General features: G+C 65.0%; 18 protein-coding genes and 1 pseudogene. 10 read left to right on the forward strand and 9 right to left on the reverse strand.

Annotated features, from left to right (window positions below):
• Positions 1-78 precede the first annotated feature (78 nt).
• The 3 genes from LJ656_RS00915 to LJ656_RS00925 all read right to left on the reverse strand — a co-directional run bounded on the left by LJ656_RS00915 (position 79) and on the right by LJ656_RS00925 (position 1,843).
• Positions 79-336: a DNA-binding protein gene (locus tag LJ656_RS00915; protein WP_230507390.1), complete on the reverse strand. Its 258-nt coding sequence runs from the start codon at positions 334-336 to the stop codon at positions 79-81.
• A 280-nt stretch (positions 337-616) separates the two neighbouring features.
• A complete protein-coding gene (locus LJ656_RS00920; protein ID WP_230507391.1) occupies positions 617-856 on the reverse strand; it encodes a hypothetical protein in 240 nt (79 codons plus the stop codon).
• A 267-nt stretch (positions 857-1,123) separates the two neighbouring features.
• A complete protein-coding gene (locus LJ656_RS00925; protein ID WP_425605899.1) occupies positions 1,124-1,843 on the reverse strand; it encodes a YdcF family protein in 720 nt (239 codons plus the stop codon).
• 265 nt (positions 1,844-2,108) lie between these two features.
• Here LJ656_RS00925 and LJ656_RS00930 point away from each other — a divergent pair, with 265 nt between their 5' ends.
• Positions 2,109-2,429: a hypothetical protein gene (locus tag LJ656_RS00930; protein WP_230507393.1), complete on the forward strand. Its 321-nt coding sequence runs from the start codon at positions 2,109-2,111 to the stop codon at positions 2,427-2,429.
• 358 nt (positions 2,430-2,787) lie between these two features.
• On the opposite strand, the gene LJ656_RS00935 is transcribed toward LJ656_RS00930, so the two are convergent.
• Both LJ656_RS00935 and LJ656_RS00940 read right to left on the reverse strand, forming a co-directional pair.
• Positions 2,788-3,039 carry a hypothetical protein gene (locus LJ656_RS00935; RefSeq protein WP_230507394.1) on the reverse strand — a complete coding sequence of 84 codons (252 nt, stop codon included), beginning with the start codon at positions 3,037-3,039 and terminating at the stop codon, positions 2,788-2,790.
• Positions 3,040-3,385: 346 nt separating this feature from the next.
• A pseudogene (locus LJ656_RS00940) lies at positions 3,386-3,781 on the reverse strand (transposase); the annotation flags it as partial.
• Positions 3,782-4,189: 408 nt separating this feature from the next.
• Here LJ656_RS00940 and LJ656_RS00945 point away from each other — a divergent pair.
• From LJ656_RS00945 to truB, 9 genes are all read left to right on the forward strand, one after another.
• Positions 4,190-5,092 carry a LysR family transcriptional regulator gene (locus LJ656_RS00945; protein WP_230507395.1) on the forward strand — a complete coding sequence of 301 codons (903 nt, stop codon included), beginning with the start codon at positions 4,190-4,192 and terminating at the stop codon, positions 5,090-5,092.
• 85 nt (positions 5,093-5,177) lie between these two features.
• Entirely contained in the window at positions 5,178-6,386 is a 1,209-nt protein-coding gene (locus LJ656_RS00950; RefSeq protein WP_230507396.1) for a pyridoxal phosphate-dependent aminotransferase, read from the forward strand.
• A gap of 423 nt (positions 6,387-6,809) precedes the next feature.
• Positions 6,810-7,781: an SMC-Scp complex subunit ScpB gene (scpB, locus tag LJ656_RS00955; RefSeq protein WP_230507397.1), complete on the forward strand. Its 972-nt coding sequence runs from the start codon at positions 6,810-6,812 to the stop codon at positions 7,779-7,781.
• Between the two features lie 63 nt (positions 7,782-7,844).
• On the forward strand, positions 7,845-9,650 hold the full coding sequence (rluB, locus tag LJ656_RS00960) for a 23S rRNA pseudouridine(2605) synthase RluB (protein WP_230507399.1): 1,806 nt from the start codon (positions 7,845-7,847) through the stop codon (positions 9,648-9,650).
• 639 nt (positions 9,651-10,289) lie between these two features.
• Complete coding sequence (rimP, locus tag LJ656_RS00965) at positions 10,290-10,748, forward strand: ribosome maturation factor RimP (protein ID WP_006052964.1); 459 nt, start codon at positions 10,290-10,292, stop codon at positions 10,746-10,748.
• Entirely contained in the window at positions 10,745-12,220 is a 1,476-nt protein-coding gene (gene nusA, locus LJ656_RS00970) for a transcription termination factor NusA (protein WP_075297946.1), read from the forward strand. The genes rimP and nusA overlap by 4 nt, the downstream gene beginning before the upstream one ends.
• Before the next feature lie 94 nt (positions 12,221-12,314).
• Positions 12,315-15,230, forward strand: coding sequence for a translation initiation factor IF-2 (infB, locus tag LJ656_RS00975; protein ID WP_230507400.1), 2,916 nt, complete (start codon positions 12,315-12,317; stop codon positions 15,228-15,230).
• 85 nt (positions 15,231-15,315) lie between these two features.
• Positions 15,316-15,681, forward strand: a complete 366-nt coding sequence (rbfA, locus tag LJ656_RS00980; protein WP_230507402.1) for a 30S ribosome-binding factor RbfA — start codon at positions 15,316-15,318, stop codon at positions 15,679-15,681.
• A gap of 81 nt (positions 15,682-15,762) precedes the next feature.
• On the forward strand, positions 15,763-16,698 hold the full coding sequence (gene truB / locus LJ656_RS00985; RefSeq protein WP_230507404.1) for a tRNA pseudouridine(55) synthase TruB: 936 nt from the start codon (positions 15,763-15,765) through the stop codon (positions 16,696-16,698).
• Between the two features lie 134 nt (positions 16,699-16,832).
• On the opposite strand, the gene LJ656_RS00990 is transcribed toward truB, so the two are convergent.
• The 4 genes from LJ656_RS00990 to LJ656_RS01005 form a co-directional block, all read right to left on the reverse strand.
• Positions 16,833-18,395 carry a DHA2 family efflux MFS transporter permease subunit gene (locus LJ656_RS00990; protein WP_230507405.1) on the reverse strand — a complete coding sequence of 521 codons (1,563 nt, stop codon included), beginning with the start codon at positions 18,393-18,395 and terminating at the stop codon, positions 16,833-16,835.
• Positions 18,396-18,427: 32 nt separating this feature from the next.
• Complete coding sequence (locus LJ656_RS00995; protein WP_230507407.1) at positions 18,428-19,657, reverse strand: EmrA/EmrK family multidrug efflux transporter periplasmic adaptor subunit; 1,230 nt, start codon at positions 19,655-19,657, stop codon at positions 18,428-18,430.
• A 90-nt stretch (positions 19,658-19,747) separates the two neighbouring features.
• Positions 19,748-21,256, reverse strand: a complete 1,509-nt coding sequence (locus LJ656_RS01000) for an efflux transporter outer membrane subunit (protein WP_230507409.1) — start codon at positions 21,254-21,256, stop codon at positions 19,748-19,750.
• Between the two features lie 49 nt (positions 21,257-21,305).
• Positions 21,306-21,821: a MarR family winged helix-turn-helix transcriptional regulator gene (locus LJ656_RS01005; RefSeq protein WP_230507411.1), complete on the reverse strand. Its 516-nt coding sequence runs from the start codon at positions 21,819-21,821 to the stop codon at positions 21,306-21,308.
• Positions 21,822-22,014 lie beyond the last annotated feature (193 nt).

The following is a 22,014-nucleotide window of genomic DNA, read 5'->3' on the forward strand; positions in this document are numbered from 1 at the left end:
GGCGGCGCGCTTGCGGACGCGCATACGCGCGCCGCGTGGCGTGCCGCTGCGTGGCCTGCCGCTGCGCGCGGTCGAGCCTTAGTGCGCCGCTTGCGGCACGTCGAGAATCAGGATGATGGTCCAGTCCGCGTCGCCGTCATGGTGATACTGGCGCTCGGCGACGATGAACGGCTGCTGCTTGCCGGCCGGCCCGAGGAACAGCACGTCGCCTTCCATCGGCAGGCATTCGACGGGCGGCAGCGCGAGGTACGCTTCCTGACCGCCGCGCGGCATCAGTTTTTCGATCTTGCGTGATGCTGCTTCGGTCCATTCGATATCTAGCTGGATGTTGCTCATGCTGTCCTCCGCACCTGAGTGCGCACGGGTTAGGGGATGCCGGCGCGGCGCCGGGCGGTGCGCGACTTTAGCATACCGAAAGCGCAGCGCCGCGGCCTTGCGCGGTAAGGGGCGGGTGGCCCGGCGGGCACGCGTCGCGTCGAGGCCGCGTCGTGGCCGCGCCGGCCGGCGCCGTCTTCATGATGAACGGGCTGATAACAAAAAAGCCGAAACCGGCGATGCCGGCTTCGGCTTTTTCACCTGCACGGCGAGGACCGCGCGGCGAAACCTTTACGTGGGCTTAGGTGCCCGCGTCGGCGGCCTTCTTGTTGTGATGGTGCGGAGCCGTCTTGTGATGCTTGGCCGGCGTGGCAGGCGCGCTTTCCATCGCTTGCTGACGATTTTGCAAGTCTTGCGCGCGCTGTTCGATGTCCGCTGCCTTAGCCGGATCGGTGCTGGTTCTGATGCCGGCGTCTTGCGCGTGCGCCGCGCCCGTTACGGCACAGAGGGAAACCAGGATCGCCAGGGACACTTTCTTCATCGTTACCTCCGTAGAGTGGTGGTGGACCCAAGTATTGCCTGTCCATCAGGAAAGACAATGCATTCTAGCGAGCAAACTCCGCTCCAGCCGATGGCTTTGTAACCGCGCTAAACATTTGTTACATCTCGTAATTGCCGTCGATGCGCGATGCGTCGAAAGGCCCTTTGCAGCGGGGCTCGCGCGGTGTCGGCACGGGGTTCGAGAGCGTCGCGGGCGCATCCGGAAATGCGTCGCACGGTTAAATAACGCACGTTCGGCACCGGCTGCTCAGAACCAGCCGATCGCGCTATACACATGAAACTGCGCAATTCCGACCAGCTCGTGCAGCGCGATTTCGGCAACCGCCAGATTGCCAAAGCGCGGCAGCACGCCCAGTCGCGCGGAGCGCGCGCTGGAGATCTGCGGCTGCGGTTGGATCCCGAAGTGCCGGAAGTCGAGCAGCGCGCGCGGCATCTGATACGCGGACGTGACAAGTATCAAGGTGTCGTAATGAGATTGGCCAACAATGGCCGATACGTTGCGGGCGTTTTCGTAGGTCGTGCGGCTGGTCCTTTCGAGCACGATGTCCGAGCGCGCTACCTGCCGCTCCAGCAGGTAGGGCAGGTAGGTGTCGGCTTCGGTCGCGCTGTGGCGCTGCGGATTGCCGCCGCTCACGATCACGTGGCAACTGGGCGCAGTGCGCTTGCAGGCGGCGTAGGTCTGCGCGGTGACCTCGATGCGCGGGAGCACGTCTCGTGGCGGCACCAGCTGGTGGTTGTCGTCGTAGACCGTGCCGCCGCCGAGCAGAACGATCGCGGTGTGCGGCGCAAACCTCACGGGCGCGGCACTGTTGCGTTGCGGTTGCGCGAGGTCGAGCAGCGGCGCGGCCAGCCAGCCAGCGGCGAGTAGCCAGAACAGCGCGAGCGTGCAGATCACGAGGGGGCGACGGGCGCTTTTCCAAAGCACGATTGCTGCAAAAAAAAGCGCTAATAAAATGAATAGAATCAATTTAAATGGGGTAACGTATGTCTTTCGGGACAAATCTACGGGCTTGCCATCGCGCCGCGGCGGTTGCATCGTCGGTTCGTAGAGAGAACGCTAGCACGACGTTCAGACGGGGGTTCCGAAAGCGAGACCAGGCAGCATCTGCCGGGAATCCGTTGCCGCATGGGCTGCGAGCTTCCGGACAGAAGCGGGTGCCACGCGCGTCACCGGTGGCGCGGTGAAGCGTGGGCACGGATGTGTCATAGCTGCACTTTAAGAAAGAAGTGAGATGACCACGTATTCCAACGAAGCCGTACTTGAAGCGCTGCGGCGAGCGCAATATCGTCAGGTTCCCTGGGCCAGAAGGCCCGGTGTCTTCCAATATCTCCGCGCGCTGGGTCTGATGGATACCGTTAGACAGCGCACCGTCGCGCCGGCCCCCGGCTTTCATGCCCCAGTCGACATCGCCGTGCTCACCGAGCGCGGCAAAGCTGAGTTCGCGCGGCTCGAGCACGACGAGCGTCTGCTCACGTGGACCGCGCAACGCATGAACGATTACGTTCTGGCCGCCGAGCGGCAGTCCGCTGCGGCGGACGAGGTAAGGCCTTAGCTTAGGATTCATCGCTGTTCAGATTCGTTGTCCGCCAGGGCGTACCGCCCCTGGGTGGGCGCGTGTTTCCGCTGACCGGCTGCCTCGCACGGCTGGGGAGCGATGCGCTGCTCTGCCGTCGCGAGCGACGGGCGCTGCGCGTCGGCCGATCGCTATGGCGTTTCGCATTCCCCTTTCCCCCGAAAAAAAAGCCCGTATCGCGAAGATACGGGCGTACCGGAATTACTACTGCCACGCTGTGCTAATGGCGTTAAATCAGACTGGCGCGGTGCCAGGTGGTTCCCCGATTATCAGCGCTGCGATAGCGATCGTTTGATATTTCGCGCGCTGCATCCATCGATTCAGTCCGGCTTGCACGTCAACGGCGTCGAGGTTCGTCGCGAGGCGCATCGGGCCGCGCTCGCACGTTGCTGGCGATATCCCCCCGCAGATCGCCGCGCGGCGCCGGCGGCGTGAACTCGCGATTGTGCGCTTCGCTTTGCTGCCACGCTTCCAGCGTCGCCGGTCGGTCCGGTCGCCAGTTCCACCCTTGCGGGCGTTGTTGAGCGAATGCCGGTGCGGCCATCGATGAAATCACAATGCCGCACAACAGCAGTGACATTGGTTTCATACCAAGCTCCCCCCTAAGCCATTTGACTCAAGGTCTGTTTGCATAGGTACAAACTTATGCCGCGTTGCGAAAGCGCGCTGTAATTAATAGTAAATGGATGTTTCGCGCGGAGCATTTTGCGCGCGTTGGGTGTCAGAGGCCGCGCTCGCGACGGGTGGGCCAGGTCGTGCGCAATGGGTCGCACGACGGGCGCCGCGGGGTCGCGCAAGCAGGTTTTGGCGTGGCGAGCAGAAGGAGGGGCGCTCACCGTGGAGCCGCGCCGGTGACGAACGCTAAAGGAGCGGGTGGCGGCGCCGATAAAAAACCGGGCGCCCGCAGGCGCCCGGTGTGAGGCAGCGTCGCGTCAGGCCATCTTGACCGGCGCGCGCCACGATTCCGGATTGGTCCAGAATGCGCCGCGCAGACGGTCGCGACTCGGCGGTGCCGGCGGTTTGGCCGCCGTCGCACCGATGCGGCCGCGCAGCGAAATTTCGCGGCCGCTGGTACCCAGCCGCTTCACGATTTCAGCGAGCGTGCCGTCAGCTTGCCACTCGTCGAAGCGACGCCGGCAAGTCGGCGGCGACGGATAGCGGCCGGGCAGCTTGGACCAGCCTTCGCCCGTCGACAGCACCCACAGCACCGCATTGACCACCGCGCGTGCTTCCACGCGCGGCCGGCCACGCCGTTCGCTGCGCGCCGGCTCGGCACAGAACAAAGCCTCGACTAGCGCCCACTCGTTGTCTCTCAAATCATCGAACAGCATCATGTTTCACCTCAGCGAAGCTAACTCCGGTGCGCTGCCCCGCGCCGCGCACTCTTCAGGGACTCGATAGGCGAGTTTCAAAGGGAACGGGCTTGCCACGCTTTGCCATTCACCCGGAAATCATGGCGCCGTTCCTGTGCTTCTCGTAATGCACGAACTATGCCAATCTGATTCCGATTGCCTGAAAGCCTTGTGGCGGCGGGCCAGCACAGGCGCCGACCAGCGCCGTATAAGAATCCAAAAAACCTATCTCGCAAATCGGGACAATCACCAATCTTGTGCACACAGGCCCGGCCAGCGTGCGTCCGCGCCTTTTTGCTGCATTGCAGCGAAGATGCCGAGGCGTCGCCCCTGCACGATGTTCGCCGTACAATGCGCATCAAATTGCATCATTAATGAGGGCTGCAAATGAATGTGACGCTGCGACAACTAAGGGTTTTCATTGAGGTCGCACGCCTGCAAAGCTTCAGTCGAGCCGGCGATGAAATCGGGCTCACGCAGTCAGCGGTCAGCCGGTGCGTGCGCGAGCTCGAAAGCGAGATCGGGCTGAAGCTGATCGATCGCACGACGCGCGAAGTGCAGTTGACCGACGTCGGCGGCAACCTGGTGTCGAGCGTGTCGCGGCTGCTGTCCGATCTCGATGACGCGTTGCGCGAGATCCGCGAAATCGGCGAGCAGCGCCGCGGCCGGGTCGTGGTGGCGGCGAGTCCGACCGTCGCGTGCCGCTTGATGCCGCGGGTCGTGGCCGCGTGTGTGCGGCAGTTTCCGTATGTGACGCTCGGCTTGCGCGACGACGTGCAGAGCGACGTGGTGCGCAAGGTGAAGTCGGGCGAGGTCGATTTCGGCGTGATCATCGGCCCGTTTGCGGACGACGATCTGCTCAGCGAGACGCTGATGACCGACTCGTTTTGCGTGGTCTCGCGCGACGACCATCCGCTCGCCGCGCGCGAACAGGTCGCGTGGCAGGATCTGGACGGCGAGCAACTGGTGATGCTCGATTACGCGTCCGGTAGCCGGCCGATCATCGACGCCGCAATGCAGGCGCAGGGCGTCAGTGCCAACGTGGTGCAGGAACTTGGGCATTCGGCGACGGTGTTCGGGCTGGTCGAGGCGGGCGTCGGCATCAGCGTATTGCCGTGGCTCGCGCTGCCGCTGCCGGCGGGGGCGTCGCTGGTCGCGCGGCCGCTGGTGCCGCGTGCGGAGCGGCGCGTCGAACTGGTGCGGCGGCGCGACCGCTCGCTGTCGCCGGCCGCCGAAGCGGTGTGGGATCTGATCCGGCAACTGCCGGGGCGGGCGGAGGAGTTGAACTGACAGGCGCGCGCTACACTACCGCCTCCGCGGCGCCTGCTGACAGCGTGTGCGCCGGATCTGATCTTTTCATCCCCCGGAAGCCCCGATGAGCGAACTGGACCTGCCTGTGCCCTCCATCCCGAATGCGCGCGACGCGGTGCGCGCGCTGCGCCCGTCGCAGATCCGTGAAGTCGCCAATGCCGGTTTCGGCGTCGAGAACGTGTTGCCGTTCTGGTTCGGCGAGTCCGACCGCGTGACGCCGGCCTTCATTCGCGACGCCGCGAGCACCGCGCTCGCCGCCGGCGCGACCTTCTACACCCACAACCTCGGCATCGCGCCGTTGCGCGCCGCGCTGGCCGGCTATGTGAGCGGGCTGCACGGGGCCACTTCCGCTGAGCAGATCGCGGTCACGAGCGCGGGCGTCAACGCGTTGATGCTCGCCGCGCAACTGGTGGTCGGCGCGGGCGATCGCGTGGTCGCGGTGACGCCGCTGTGGCCCAATCTGGTCGAGATTCCGAAGATTCTCGGCGCGCACGTCGAAACGGTGGCGCTCGGCTACGGCGAACACGGCTGGCAGCTCGACCTCGGGCAATTGCTGGCCGCGCTGACGCCCGACACGAAGATGCTGATGATCAACTCGCCGAATAATCCGACCGGCTGGGTGATGAGCCGCGATGATCAGCGCGTCGTGCTCGAGCACTGCCGCCGGTATGGCATCTGGATCGTCGCGGACGAAGTGTACGAGCGGCTTTACTACCCCGACGACGCGAGCGGCGCCCGCGCCGCGCCGTCGTTCCTCGATCTGGCGACGCGCGATGAACGGGTGATCTGCGTCAATTCGTTCTCGAAGGCGTGGCTGATGACCGGCTGGCGGCTGGGCTGGATCGTCGCGCCGACCGCGTTGATGGACGATCTGGCGAAGCTGGTCGAGTACAACACGTCGTGCGCGCCGTCGTTCGTGCAGCAGGCGGGCATCGCCGCGCTCGAGCAGGGCGAGCGTTTCACCGAGGAGCTGGTGCAGGACCTGAAGACCTCGCGCGATCACCTGGTGCGCGCGTTGTCGGCGGTGCCGGGCGTCGACGTGAAGGCGCCGCTGGGCGCGATGTATCTGTTCTTTTCGATGCCGGGCTCGGCGCACAGCCTCGAATTGTGCAAGGCGATGGTGCGCGAGGTTGGGCTGGGCATCGCGCCGGGTAGCGCGTTCGGGCCGCAGGGCGAGGGCTTCGTGCGCTGGTGCTACGCGTGCGATACCGCGCGGCTGGATGCGGGCGTCGAGCGTCTGCGGCAGTTTCTCGCGCGGCACCAGCACGGCTGACGCCCGTTTGCGCCGCCGATAGCGGAGCCGGCGGCGCGGACCGTAGCGGGGGCGCTCACCGCTGCGAGCGACCCGGCGTCGCTGCGCACCAAGGCGCAATTTCCCACGCGGCGGATTTTCCCGTCGCGCGTCGTGCGCATGACGCACCTTACCGCACGGGCTCGCTGGCCCCCTCGCGGCGAGCGATGCACGGCGGATGCGGCTTTACGCCCCGGTCGTTTTTGCGTAATATGGCGCTCAGTCACGCGATTCCCTTCAGGAATATCGCTGCTCCGTCCGGCTGGGTCTGGCTCGATAAGTCTGTTCGCCGCCCCCCGGTGCGTGCTCCCATCAATATGACCGATCAGAATCGGGCGAGCGCGTCTTCAGTTCCACATCGTCTGTTTGATCCGGTTCTTTGACCACAGGGTCTGACCTAGCTGCATGAATACCCAAGAGGCGAAGATCGTCCTCGAGACTGCCTTGATCTGCGCGCAGGAGCCGTTAAAGCTCGGCGAATTGCGCAAGCTCTTTGCCGACGGCGTGTCGGCAGACACCGTTCGGACCTTGCTCGAAGACCTTAAGCGGGACTGGTCGGGGCGCGGTGTGGAGCTGGTCGGGCTGGCGTCGGGCTGGCGGTTTCAAAGCAAGCCCGCGATGCGCTCGTATCTGGATCGTTTGCATCCGGAAAAGCCGCCGAAATATTCGCGCGCGGTTCTCGAAACGCTCGCGATCATTGCCTACCGGCAACCGGTGACGCGGGGCGATATCGAAGAAATTCGCGGTGTGACGGTGAATACGCAGGTCGTCAAGCAGCTGGAGGATCGCGGCTGGATCGAAGTGATCGGGCATCGCGACGTGCCGGGGCGCCCGGCGCTGTACGCGACGACGCGGCAGTTCCTGGACGACCTGGGCCTGACGGCGCTCGACGAATTGCCCCCGCTCGCGGACCCGTCGGCGCAACTGAACGCCGATCTGCTGGGCCAGCACGCGATCGAGTTTGCCGAGGGCGACGCGCACAGCGCGGCTTCGGACGAAACGCTCGAACCCGCGCCGCAAGCCGAACCGGCAAGCGAGCCGGATTCGCAACCGGCAGCGGAGCCCGCCGGCGCGAGCGGTACCGCAGATGCTGCCGGGCCGGATAGCGCGGCGCAGGAGCACGAAGCAACAGAACAGACTGAACCGGTACGCGCGGCGAGCGAGCCGAGCGTCGCCGGTTCGGCGCAGCACCTCGATCCGGTCCCCCAGACCGATCCGGCAACACCCGCGCACGACTCGGGCATGTCTCGCGATACGGAGCATGCCGCCGAGCCGAACCCGATCGAAGCGGCACACGACGATCCCGAGGATCGCCGCGATACCGCGCAGGACGCAGGCTTTCTGACCGACGACGAAACCGAGTCGCGCAGCGCCTGACGTAACCGAACTTTTTAGCCGCGCCCGCAACGGGCGCGCGCGACCTGACACTTTGAGGTTGTTTTGACACATACCCACGACACCGATTCGTCCGAATCCGAACGCGCCGTTCCGTCGGCGCGGACCGACGAAGCGCGCACCAAGCAAGCGTCGGCCGGCGAGGGCGAGCGCCCGGCGCAGAACCTGGAAGCGGACGGCGAAGAGCGTCCGCGCCGCGGTCTGCGTCGCGGGCCGCGCAGCCTGATCGCGCGCCGCCGCGCCGGGGCGAAAACGAAGGCCGCCGAAGGCGCGCCGGCGCAGGGCGCGCCGGTCGTTACCGAAGCGCCGCCGGACGGTGAGGTCGTCGCGCAGGTGCGCATGCCGCGCAAGGACGCGGGCGCGCGGCAAGGCGGTCGACGCAATGCGGCTGGCGCGAAGCAGGGCGCGCCGCGCGAAGGCCAGCCGCGCGAGCGTCAGCCGCGCGAAGGCGGCCAGCGCCAGAATCGCCGCGGCGGCGGCGAGGCCACTGCGGCAGCCGAGACCCCTCAAGATGATCTGTTCTCGTACGTGACGTCGCCGGCGTTCGACGCCGACAACAGCACGACGGGTGGCGTACGCGCGCCGATGCTGCGCCGTGGCAAAGCCGCGGGCCCCAAGCGCGTGCTGTCGCCGGACGACGACGCGCCGAAGCTGCACAAGGTGCTGGCCGAAGCGGGCATGGGTTCGCGCCGCGACATGGAAGAGCTGATCATCGCTGGGCGCGTGTCGGTGAACGGCGAGCCGGCGCACATCGGTCAGCGCATCATGCCGACCGACCAGGTGCGCATCAACGGCAAGCCGGTCAAGCGCAAGCTCGCCAGCAAGCCGCCGCGCGTGCTGCTGTACCACAAGCCGACCGGCGAAATCGTCAGTCATGCGGATCCGGAAGGGCGCCCGTCGGTGTTCGACAAGCTGCCGCCGATGAAAACCGCCAAGTGGCTCGCGGTCGGCCGTCTCGACTTCAACACTGAAGGTCTGCTGATGCTGACCACCTCGGGCGATCTCGCGAACCGCTTCATGCATCCGCGTTATAGCGTCGAGCGCGAGTACGCGGTGCGAGTGGTCGGCGAACTCGCGGAAGGGATGCGCCAAAAGCTGTTGCACGGTGTCGAACTCGAAGACGGTCCGGCAAACTTCCTGCGCATTCGCGACGGCGGCGGCGAGGGCACCAATCACTGGTATCACGTCGCGCTGGCCGAAGGGCGCAACCGCGAAGTGCGCCGGATGTTCGAAGCGGCCGGCCTGATGGTGAGCCGGCTGATCCGCACGCGTCACGGCCCGATTTCGCTGCCGCGCGGGCTGAAGCGTGGTCGCTGGGAGGAGCTCGAGGACAATCAGGTGCGCGCGCTGATGGCATCGGTCGGCCTGAAGGCGCCGAGCGAAGAGCGCAGCAGTAGTCGCAATGCCGCGCCGGAGCGCCGTCAGCCGGATCCGATGCAGACTTCGATGGGCTTCATCAACCGTGAGCCGGTGCTGATGTCGCATAGCCGTTTCGAGCAGCAACCGCGTGGCCAAGGTCGTCGCGGCGCGGCGGGGGGCGGCTTCGGCGGGGGCGCCGGTGCGGGCTTCGGCGGCGGGCTGGGCGGCGGTTATGGCAATCGCGGCACAGGCGGTCAGCGTGGCCGGGATGTCGACGGCAATCGTGCGCCGTCGCCGAATGGCAATCGCGCGCGCCCCGGCGCGGGGGCCGGTACTGGCGGCAAGCGTGCCGGCGCGCCAGGCAATGCGGGCAACCGCGGGCCTGGCGGCAACCGTGGTGGCAACGGCAATCGCGCAGGCGGCAATACGAATCCGGGCGGCGCGAATCGTGGCGGCGCAGGCGCGCCGCGGGGGCGCTCGCGCGGTCGTTAAGCGGGATGGCGAGCGCCGGCGGAAACGGTCGCGGCGAGCCGCCGTCCTCTACCGGTCAGCAAACGGCCGCCACTGTGTGGCTGCGCCCGGCTGATGCTCATACAAGCTCCGAGCGGAAAATACTGCTCGTGCAAAAAGGCGAGGCGGTTACTCGCCTTTAAGTATTTATGGCGTTTCGCCACCTATCGCGCTCGACGATTACCGCATTTTCGAGCGCTGGTTGGAGGCGCGCGGCAGCCCGATAAGGGCTGGATCGCAGCAATGCATCTGCCGCTTCCTGCCCACACAGCTTCGCCGCGCTGCCGGCCGCCTTGCAAAAGCCTCGGATCGCAGCCATATCGGCCAAAGATTCCCATGAAATCAAGCGGAAATGCATGCTGCGCGGCGTTCGGCGGATTGCGTTTGAACCGAAAAAAGGCTACAATCGCGAAGTCGCTGGGCGTACGGTTTCAATGTGCGGCTCAGGTGCGACCACCGGCAATAAGATGATGGGCGTTCAGCCCATTTTTTTTTGCCGCTCAGTTCTTCGTGGTTCGGCATCTCGGGTTCGCATGAACGTGCGCCGGCTTGGCGCGCGGCCCGCTTGGTTGTTTGCAGAAGAGGCGCGAGGCTCGCTGCGCGAACATCTAAGAGGGCACTGTGCAACTGACGGAACTGATTGAAACCACGGTCGTGGGACTCGGCTACGAGCTCGTCGATCTCGAGCGCACCGGGCGCGGCATGTTGTGTATCTATATCGACCAGCCGGCCGGCATTGCGATCGAAGACTGCGAGAAGGTCACGCGTCAGCTCCAGCACGTTCTGACGGTCGAAAATATCGATTACGAGCGGCTCGAAGTGTCGTCGCCCGGTCTCGACCGTCCGCTGAAAAAACTGGCGGACTTTGAACGCTTCGCGGGCAGTGAGGCGGTTATCACACTGAAAAAGCCATTGGACGGACGGAAATCGTACCGGGGCATTCTGCATGCTCCGCAGGGCGAAACGATCGGTCTGGAATTTGAAGGGAAAGAAGGCGCCGCGATGCTCGATTTCACGCTCGCGGACATGGACAAGGCGCGCCTTGTTCCAAAAGTTGACTTTAGGAGCCGCAAACAATGAGTCGCGAAGTGTTGATGCTGGTGGATGCGCTGGCACGCGAGAAGAATGTCGATAAGGACGTGGTATTTGCCGCGCTCGAAGCGGCTCTCGCTTCGGCCTCCAAGAAACTCTTCGAAGAAGATGCGGACATCCGCGTCCATATCGACCGTGAAAGCGGCGAACACGAAACGTTTCGCCGCTGGAAGGTGGTGCCGGACGAAGCCGGTCTGCAGGAACCGGATCAGGAAATCCTGTTGTTCGAGGCGCGCGAGCAGCAACCCAGCATCCAGCTCGACGAGTACATCGAAGAGCCGGTGCCGTCGATCGAATTCGGCCGGATCGGTGCTCAGGCCGCCAAGCAGGTGATCCTGCAGAAAGTGCGTGACGCAGAGCGCGAGCAGATCCTGAACGACTTCCTCGAGCGCGGCGAGCACATCATGACCGGCTCGGTGAAGCGCCTCGACAAGGGCAACTTCATCGTCGAATCAGGCCGCGTCGAAGCGCTGCTGCGCCGCGACCAGCTGATTCCGAAGGAAAATCTGCGCGTGGGCGACCGTGTGCGCGCGTACATCGCGAAGGTCGACCGCACCGCGCGCGGCCCGCAGATCGAGCTGTCGCGGACCGCGCCGGAATTCCTGATGAAGCTGTTCGAGATGGAAGTGCCGGAAATCGAACAGGGCCTGCTGGAAATCAAGGCGGCTGCCCGGGACCCGGGCGTGCGCGCGAAGATCGGCGTGGTCGCATATGACAAGCGCATCGATCCGATCGGCACCTGCGTCGGCATTCGCGGTTCGCGCGTGCAGGCCGTGCGCAACGAGCTCGGTGGCGAAAACGTCGACATCGTGCTATGGTCGGAAGACCCTGCCCAGTTCGTGATCGGCGCGCTCGCGCCGGCAGCCGTGCAGTCGATCGTCGTCGATGAAGAAAAGCACTCGATGGACGTCGTCGTCGACGAGAACGAACTGGCGGTCGCAATCGGCCGCAGCGGCCAGAACGTGCGACTCGCCAGCGAACTCACCGGCTGGCAGATCAATATCATGACGCCGGATGAATCTGCGCAGAAGCAGAATCAGGAACGCGGCGTCCTGCGCGACCTGTTCATGGCGCGTCTCGATGTCGACGAAGAAGTCGCCGACATCCTGATCGACGAAGGCTTCACGAGTCTCGAAGAGATCGCCTACGTGCCGCTCAACGAAATGCTCGAAATCGAAGCATTCGACGAAGACACCGTCCACGAACTGCGCAACCGCTCGCGCGACGCGCTGCTGACGATGGCGATCGCGAACGAAGAGAAGGTCGAAAACGTAGCACTCGACCTGAAGAGTCTGGACGGCATGGACGCCGACCTGCTCGCGAAGCTGGCCGAACACCAGGTGCAGACGCGCGACGAACTCGCCGAGTTGGCCGTGGATGAACTGGTCGAGATGACCGGAATGGAAGAGGATGCCGCTAAGGCGTTGATCATGAAAGCACGTGAACACTGGTTCCAGTGAGAAATGACCATGGCGCACTGAATTGAACGCGGCCGCGAGGCCGCATGACCCGATGCTAACCGCAAGGAATCGGTCCTTGCATTAAGAGGAATGAATGGCGAGTAACAACGTAGCCCAATTTGCCGCGGAACTGAAAATGCCTGCAGGCGTGCTGCTGGAGCAGCTGCAGGCAGCGGGCGTCCAGAAGGCGAGCGAAGACGACAACCTGTCCGAGGCGGACAAGGCGCGTCTGCTCGATCACTTGCGCAAGTCGCATGGCTCGACCGATGCCGACAAGCGCAAGATCACGCTGACGCGCCGACATACGTCGGAAATCAAGCAGTCCGATGCGACGGGCAAAGCTCGCACCATTCAGGTCGAGGTGCGCAAGAAGCGCACGTTCGTCCGCCGCGACGAAACGGTCGCGGAAGGCGGAGACGCATCGAATCATGTGGCCGAAGGCGCGGACGTCGAAGATCTGGAACTTCAGCGCCGTGAGGAAGAAGCGCGTCACGAAGCCGAGCTGCTCGAAAAGCAGGCTCAGGAGCTGAAGGCGCGTCAGGAACAGCTCGAACGCGAAGAAGCCGAGCGCCAGGCGCGCGAACGCGCGGCCGAAGCCGAGCGTCAGCGCGCGGAAGACGAAGCGAAGAAACGCGTGGCAGCGGAAGCGGCAGCTCGCGAGAAGGCCCAGCAGGCGGCGGCGCAAGCCGCGCAGCCGGCTGCGCAAGCCAAGGGCAACGAGCAGGACGAAGAGCGCGCAGCAGCCGAGCGCGCCGCGCAGCGCGAAGCCGCAAAGAAGGCCGAAGACGCCGCGCGTCAGGCGGCCGAAAAGGCGCGCGCCGAGCAGGAACAGATCGCCAAGCGCCGTGCGGCGGCGGAAGCCGAAGCGCGTGCGATTCGCGAAATGATGAACACCCCCCGCAAGGCGCAGGTGAAGGCGCCGGAACCGGCACCGAAGCCCGCCGAACCGGCCAAGGCCGCCGAGGCCAAGGGCACGCTGCACAAGCCGGCGCGTCCGGCAGGCGAGACGTCCGCACGTCCGGCCGCGAAGAAGCCGGCCGCGGCGGCTCCGGCTGCCACGACCGCGCCGTCCGCGGGCGACAAGAAGAAGCCGGGTGCAGGCAAGGGCAGCTGGCAGGACGACGCAGCGAAGCGGCGCGGCATCAAGACCCGCGGCGACACCAGCGGCGGCGTCGATCGTGGCTGGCGCGGTGGTCCGAAGGGCCGCGGTAAGCATCAGGAACAGTCCACCACGTTCCAGGCGCCGACCGAACCGATCGTGCGTGAAGTGCACGTGCCGGAAACCATCACGGTTGCCGATCTCGCGCACAAGATGGCGGTGAAGGCGTCCGAAGTCATCAAGTCGATGATGAAGCTCGGCCAGATGGTCACGATCAACCAGATGCTGGACCAGGAAACGGCGATGATCATCGTCGAAGAACTGGGCCATCGCGCGGTCGCGGCGAAGCTGGACGATCCGGAAGCGATGCTGGTCGAAGGCGAAGTGAGCGATGCGGAAGCGTTGCCGCGTCCGCCGGTCGTCACGGTGATGGGTCACGTCGACCACGGCAAGACCTCGCTGCTCGACTACATCCGTCGCGCGAAGGTTGCCGCGGGTGAAGCGGGTGGCATTACGCAGCACATCGGCGCTTACCACGTCGAGACGCCGCGTGGCGTGATCACGTTCCTCGACACGCCGGGTCACGAAGCCTTTACGGCAATGCGTGCCCGCGGTGCGAAGGCAACCGACATCGTGATTCTGGTGGTGGCCGCCGACGACGGCGTGATGCCGCAGACCAAGGAAGCGATCTCCCACGCGAAGGCAGGCGGTGTGCCGCTCGTCGTCGCGATCAACAAGATCGACAAGCCGGACGCGAATCCGGAGCGCGTGAAGCAGGAACTCGTCGCGGAAGGCGTCGTGCCGGAAGAGTACGGCGGCGACTCGCCGTTCGTGCCGGTGTCGGCGAAGACCGGCGCGGGTATCGACGATCTGCTCGAAAACGTGCTGCTGCAGGCCGAAGTGCTGGAGCTGAAGGCACCGGTCGAAGCACCGGCCAAGGGTCTCGTGATCGAAGCAAAGCTCGACAAGGGTAAGGGTCCGGTTGCAACGATCCTGGTTCAGTCGGGTACGCTCAATCGCGGCGACGTCGTGCTGGCAGGCAGCGCCTACGGTCGCGTGCGGGCAATGCTCGACGAGACCGGCAAGCCGACCAAGTCGGCTGGCCCGTCGATCCCGGTCGAAATCCAGGGTCTGTCGGAGGTCCCGCAGGCTGGCGAAGAAGTGATCGTGATGCCGGACGACCGCAAGGCGCGTGAAGTTGCGCTGTTCCGTCAGGGCAAGTTCCGCGACGTCAAGCTGGCGAAGCAGCAGGCCGCGAAGCTCGAGAACATGCTCGAGCAGATGGGCGAAGGCGAAGTTCAGTACATGCCGCTGATCGTCAAGGCCGACGTGCAGGGTTCGCAGGAAGCGCTGGTGCAGTCGCTGCAAAAGCTGTCGACCGACGAAGTGCGCGTGCAGATCGTGCACGGCGCGGTCGGCGGGATCAGCGAGTCGGACGTCAACCTCGCGACGGCGTCGAAGGCGGTCATCATCGGCTTCAACACCCGCGCGGATGCGCAGGCTCGCAAGCTCGCGGAAGCCAATGGCGTCGATATCCGCTACTACAACATCATCTACGACGCAGTGGATGAAGTGAAGGCGGCGATGTCGGGCATGCTGGCACCGGAGAAGCGCGAAGTCGTGACCGGTACCGTCGAAGTGCGTCAGGTCTTCAAGGTGCCGAAGGTCGGCGCGGTGGCCGGCTGTATGGTCACGGACGGTTTCGTCAAGCGCTCGTCGTCGGTGCGCGTGCTGCGCAACAACGTCGTCATCTTCACCGGCGAACTCGATTCGCTGAAGCGCTTCAAGGACGACGTGAAGGAAGTCCGTCAGGGCTTCGAGTGCGGTATGTCGATCAAAAACTTCAACGACATCGTCGAAGGCGATCAGTTCGAAGTCTTCGAAGTCACCGAAGTCGCGCGTACGCTGTAATTCATGCGGCACTGAACAACGGGCGGAACGGGCTTGACGCCCGCTCCGCCCGTTTTGCATCCGTCATCACGGAGCACATAACACCATGACCAAGAAACGTTCTTCCCCCAACCGCAACGTGCAGATCGCCGATCAGATCCAGCGCGACCTCGCCGAGCTGCTGCGCGAAGTCAAGGATCCGCGCATCGGCATCGTGACGTTCCAGAGCGTCGAGCTGACGCCTGACTACGCGCACGCGAAGATCTACTTCACGACGCTGACCGGCGACCCGCAACAGACGCTCGAAGCGCTCACGCACGCGGCCGGCCACCTGCGCAATCTGCTGTTCAAGCGCTTGCACATCCATACGGTGCCGACGCTGCATTTCCACTACGACAAGACGATCGAGCGCGCTGTCGAAATGTCGCGTCTGATCGACGAGGCAAATTCGACGCGTGCGAAGGAAGACTGAGCGTTTGCCGGGCCGTGCGCGTGTTCAGCCGCGCGCGGCGCCGTTGTTCGTATCCATCGAAGAAGTCTTTGCCTCACTGACATGACCGCACCTCAACGCCCCCGCGTGCCGCGTCGCGCGCTCGACGGCGTGCTGCTGCTCGACAAGCCGCTCGGCCTGTCGAGCAACGACGCGCTGATTCGCGCCAAGCGTCTCTATCTGGCGAAAAAGGCGGGCCACACCGGCACGCTCGACCCGCTTGCCACCGGTCTGCTGCCGCTGTGTTTCGGCGAAGCCACCAAGTTTTCGCAGGATCTGCTCGAAGCCGACAAGACCTATGAGGCCACGATGCGCCTCGGCGTTCGCACGACCACCGGCGATGCCGAAGGCGAAGCGCTCGAGATTCGCGCCGTCGACTGCGACGAAGCCGCGGTGCTGGCCGCGTTGCCAGGCTATATCGGCGAAATCACGCAGGTGCCGCCGATGTATTCGGCTCTCAAGCGCGACGGCAAGCCGCTGTATGAATATGCGCGCGCCGGCCAGACGCTCGAGCGGGAAGGGCGTCAGGTGACGATTCATGCACTTGAGCTGATCGCGTGCGCGCTGCCGGACGTAACGTTTCGCGTCACGTGCAGCAAAGGCACTTATGTGCGCACGCTCGCCGAGGACATCGGCGAGGCGCTCGGTTGCGGCGCGCATCTGGTCGCGCTGCACCGCACCGGTGTGGGCGCGCTGACGCTCGACGGTTCGGTGACGCTCGACGCACTTTCCGACGCGACCGAGGCCGAGCGCGACGCGTGGCTTAAACCGGTCGACGCATTGCTGTCGACGTTCCCACAGGTGAATTTGAGCGACGACGACACGCGCCGCTTTCTGCACGGCCAGCGCCTGAAGCTGTCGACGCTGACAGTTACCGCCGAAGCGGCGAAGGCAGCGCGGGTCCGGGTGTATTCGGCGCAAGGACGCCTGCTTGGCGTCGCGAAGCCGGGCGACGGTGTGTTGGCACCTGAGCGCCTCGTCGTGACCGCCGAAAGCTGAACAGCACGCGCGGGCTCGTCATCCGGAGGAGAGTAGGCACAACAAAAAAGCGGGATCGCTTCATAGCGATCCCGCTTTTTTTATGCTGCGGCGGAAAGTTGGACTCGATCCGCGTCACTGAACCGCCAACGCACTCAATGCGCCGCGGCCGCCGCCGCACCCGCATCGCCGCCCGCGCGCTCCGGTCGCGTGATCCAGATCAGCGCGATCAGCGCGACGAAAATGCCGGCCGAGATAAAGAACAGATCGTTCACGCCGAGTTGCGCGGCCTGCTGCGTGACCATCGAGTTGAACAGACCGTAGGCCTGCGGCTGACTATAGCCCGCGGCGCCCATCTGATGAATCGACTGCCCGAACGCCGGGTTGTACGCGTTCGCCTGCTCGGTCAGTTGAGCGTGATGCATGATCGTGCGGTGATCCCACGCGGTCTGAAAGATCGAGGTACCGATCCCGCCGCACATGATCCGCACGAAATTCGACAGACCCGACGCCGCCGGAATCCGATGCCCAGGCAAGCCCGACAGCGTGATCGATACGAGCGGAATGAAGAAGCCCGCCATGCCGATGCCTTGGATCAGCGTGGGCAGCATCAGCGAATACGTATCGACGCCGGTCGTGTAGCGCGAGCGCATCCAGAAGCACAGCGCAAAGATCAGGAACGACAGCGTCGCGATATAGCGCGGATCGGTGCGCGGCAAAATCTTGCCGGTCACCGGCGACAGCAGGATCGCGAACACCCCGACCGGCGCCATCACCAGACCCGCTTCGGTCGCGGTGTAGCCGATATCGGTTTGCAGCCACAGCGGCAGCAGCACCAGATTGCCGAAGTAAAGCCCGTAGCCGATCGACAGCGCGATCGTGCCGCCGGTGAAATTGCGCCGGCTGAACAGCGACAGGTCGACCACCGGATGCTCGGCCGTCAGTTCCCAGACGATGAAAAACGCCAGCGCGATCACCGCGACGAGGCCGAGCACGACGATCGTCGTCGACGAGAACCAGTCGAGGTCTTTACCCTTGTCGAGCATCACCTGCAGCGAACCGACCCAGACAATCAGCAGACCGAGACCGACGCCGTCGATCGGCGCCTTCCTGAGCACCGAGTCGCGGTTGCGAAAGATCGCCCAGGTGGCGACCGCCGCGGCCGCGCCGACCGGAATGTTGACGTAGAAGATCCACGGCCACGAGATGTTGTCGGAAATCCAGCCGCCGAGAATCGGGCCGGCGACCGGCGCGATCAGGGTGGTCATCGCCCACATCGATAGCGCCATTGGCGCCTTCGCGCGCGGATAGCTGGCGAGCAGCAGCGTCTGCGACAACGGAATCATCGGGCCGGCCACCGCGCCTTGCAGCACGCGCGACGCGAGCAGGAACGGCAGGTTCGGCGACAGTCCGCACATCCACGACGACAGCACGAACAGCACGATCGACGCCATGAACAGCCGCACCTGACCGACGCGGTCGGTGAGCCAGCCGGTCAGGGGCACCGAGATCGCGTTGGCGACCGCGAACGACGTAATCACCCATGTGCCCTGGTCGGACGACACGCCGAGATCGCCGGAAATCGACGGAATCGATACGTTCGCGATCGACGTATCCAGCACGTTCATGAACACGGCGAGCGACACCGCGATGGTGCCGATCACCAGTTGCGCGCCCTCGAGCGGCGGATGAGGCACTTGCGCCTGAGCCTGAGCCATTAGAAATGCCTTCTATTGAGGGTCCGCGCCGCTTAGCTCTTCGTCGCCGGCTTGGCCGCGGCCGCGCCGGTTTGCGTGGACTTCTGCGAGGCGCCGTTCGCACCCGCGTTTTCCGCGATGATGCGGGCGATCACCGCGTCGGCTTCCGCGCCGTACTTGTCGAACACGTTGGTCTGATAGGCGGTGTTCGACGCGTTGCCGAGCTGGCCGCCCGTATCGTCCTTGATGTTCACGTCCGCCTGCATCGACAGACCGATGCGCAGCGGGTGCTTTTCGAGTTCCTGCGGATCGAGCGCGATACGCACCGGCAGACGCTGCACGACCTTGATCCAGTTACCGGTCGCGTTCTGCGCCGGCAGCAGCGAGAACGCCGAACCCGTACCCGCCGAGAAGCCGACCACCTTGCCGTGATACGGCACCGACGAACCGTACACGTCGGCGGTCAGTTCGACCGGCTGGCCGATGCGCATATGCTTGAGCTGCACTTCCTTGAAGTTCGCGTCGACCCACACGTCGTGCAGCGGCACGATCGCCATCAGCGGCGTACCCGGCGACACGCGCTGGCCGACCTGCACCGAGCGCTTCGCGACATAGCCCGTCACGGGCGCCGGCAGCGTGTTGCGCGCGTGGTTCAGGTACGCGTCGCGCACCTTCGCGGCGGCGGCCTGCACGTTCGGGTGATCCGAGATCGTAGTGTTCGCGGTCAGCGCGTGGTTCGCGGCGAGCTGCTGCTTGGCGGCGTCGAGCGCGGCCTGCGCGGACTTCACTGTGTCGCGCGCGTGCGAGATTTCTTCCAGCGACACCGCGCCGGTCTGCGCGACCGCCTGGCGACGCTTCAGGTCGTCCTGGGCGCGCGACAGATCGGCCTGACGGGCGGCCACTTGCGCTTCGTACTGGCTGTCGTCGGCGAACAGGCCGCGCACCTGGCGCACCACCTGGGCGAGATTCGCTTCGGCCTGTTCGAGTGCGACGCGCGCGTCGGCCGGGTCGAGTACGACGAGCGGATCGCCGGCCTTGACGATCTGCGTGTCGTCGGCGTTCACCGCGATCACCGTGCCGGTGACCTGCGGCGTGATCTGCACGACGTTGCCGCTCACATAGGCGTCGTCGGTGTCTTCGTGGAAGCGCGCGACGAGGAAGTAGTACAGACCGTAAGCGACCGCGGCGATCAGGATCACGATGACGAGCAGCGTCATCATGCGCTTGCGTTTGCCGTTATTCGCCGCTTGCGGTGGAGTAGCGGGCTGCTGGGGGGTGCTCATTGATGTGCTCCGGGTTCTTTTGAACGTCGTCGTTTATTCGGGTGTTCGGGCGTGTGTTCGTTCGCTCGTGACGGGTAGGCGCGGGATCGCTCAGTTCGACGCGGTGCTCGCGGCCGGCGCCGTTGCCGGGGCATCGGTCGGCACCACGAGGCCGGTTTGCGTCGCGTCGAAGCCGCCGCCCAATGCCTTGATCAGGCCGATCTGCAGGCTGCGGCGACGCATCTGCAGGCCCGTCACCGTTTGCTCGGCGGCGAGCCGGTTTTCGTCCGCGGTCAACACCTGCAATTGGGGCGACAGGCCGGCCTTGTAGCGCACCACGGCGAGCTGATACGCCTTGGTCGACGCATCGAGCGCGCGCTGCGCGTCGCCGGCCTGGCGGTCGATCGAGCGGATCGACGAGACCTGCGTCGACACGTCCTGCAGCGCGTTGATCAGCGTCTGGTTGTAGTTCGCGACGTCGAGTTCGAAGTCGGCGTAGCGGCCTTTCAGCTGTGCGCGCAGCGCGCCGGCGTCGAAGATCGGCAGATGGATCGCCGGGCCGAACTGGATCTGACGGCTGGATGCGGTCAGGAAGCGGCCCCAGCCGAACGCGTCGAAGCCGAAGCCTGCCGCGAGGTTGACGTCCGGGAAGAACTCGGCCTTTGCTTCCTTCACGTCGTGCATCGCGGCTTCGACCTGCCAGCGAGCGGCGACGATATCCGCGCGGCGCGACACCAGATCCGCGGGGATGTTGTCCGGCAGAGCGACTGGGTTGCCGACGCTCAGCGTCGGCTTGTCGATCTGCAGGCCGCGGTCCGGCCCCTTGCCGAGCAGCGCGCCCAGCTGGTAGCGCACGACGGTGATCTGGCCGTCGAGGTCGGTCAGGTTCGACTGGCTGGTCGCGATATTTCCGGTCGCGGTTTGCTTCTCGACGTTGGTGTCGAGACCGGCGCCGACGCGGTCATTGGTGATGCGGCCGATGTCCTGGCGGTTCGCGATCTCGTGCTCGGCGATGTCGCGGAACGCATACAGCTGCGCGAGCTGGTTGTAGGTGCTCGCGACCGATGCGGCGAGCGTCACGCGTGCCTGCTGCATGTCGGCCTCGGCGGCCATTTTCTGCGATACGGCCTGGCCGAGTCGCTGACGGTTCTTGCCCCACAGATCGAGATCCCACGACGCGCTCGCGAGCACGTTGTTTTCGCTATACCAGGTGCCACCGTAAGGGGGCGGGAACAGCGCATTTGCGGAGTACAGCTCGCGGGTCCACGAATACTTGAGGTCGGCCTTTGGGAACAGTGCGGAGCGCGAGCTTTCGATATACGACGACGCCTTCGCGAGCCGCGCCTGGGCCTGGGCGATCGACGGGCTGCCGTCGAGCGCTTCGGCGATCAGCTTGGTCAGTTGCGGGTCGCCGAACTGGTTGGCCCAGTCGAGCGACGGCCACTGGCCGCCTTCGCCCGGCAGGCTGCGGGTCGACTCGTACTGCGTCGGCGCGGCGATCTGCTTGTCGCTCCTGACGCCGAAGTAGTTCGCGCACCCCGTGAGGGCGAGCGCTGTCACCGCGGCGGCGACAGCGGCCCGGCTCGACAGCGCGGGCGCGGACAGGGAAAGGGATTTCATCGCTCGACTCTTTGAGTGGAAGGTAATGATGGACGCAGCAAGTAATTTCTTACGTTTTGCTGTCGGCGCTGCCTGCGGCGTCACGGACAAGGCCCGTCTGTTCGCCGGAATTGACGAGCACGCGGCGCAGCATGCTCTTGAGAAACCCCACTTCCTCGGGGGTGAAGCCGTTCAGCAGACTATCGAGTACGCCATTGAAAATGCCCGGCATGCGCGCGGCGATCGCATTGCCTTCAGCGGTCAACGCGAGGCGCACGACGCGCCGGTCTTCGTTGCTGCGCACCCGCGTGAGCAGGCCGCGCTTCTCGAGCCGGTCGATCAGCCGCGTGACGGCACTGGCGTCGATCCCGTATTCACGGGCGAGTTCGGCGGCGAGCAGGCACTTGCCGCTGGCCACCATGAACAGGATGCTGCCTTGCTGACTGGTAATGCCGAGTTCGGCCATGCTGCGCTGCGTGACCAGATTCGACATTGTGGATTTCACTCTTGAGAGCAGGTAGCCGACGCTTTCGCCAAGCTGATACTCGCTTAGGTCCGGCGTGGGTTCGTTGGACGGCTCCGTCATGATTCTCGTGCGAATGCAATGGTTGACTAGGCAGCAGTATAGTCGGCTGTTGGTTGACGCGACAAGTGTTATTGCAGCTTAGGCAAGGATTTTTTCGCGCTCGTGCAAGAAAAGGGTGCGGATCGCTTAAAACGTGGCGGGGCTGCGTTTCTGCGAGGTCCTGCAACGGGGTGAGGCGTCGGTCCATTCGGGA

The organism is Paraburkholderia sejongensis (assembly GCF_020880815.1).
In the GTDB taxonomy this organism is placed as follows: domain Bacteria; phylum Pseudomonadota; class Gammaproteobacteria; order Burkholderiales; family Burkholderiaceae; genus Paraburkholderia; species Paraburkholderia sejongensis.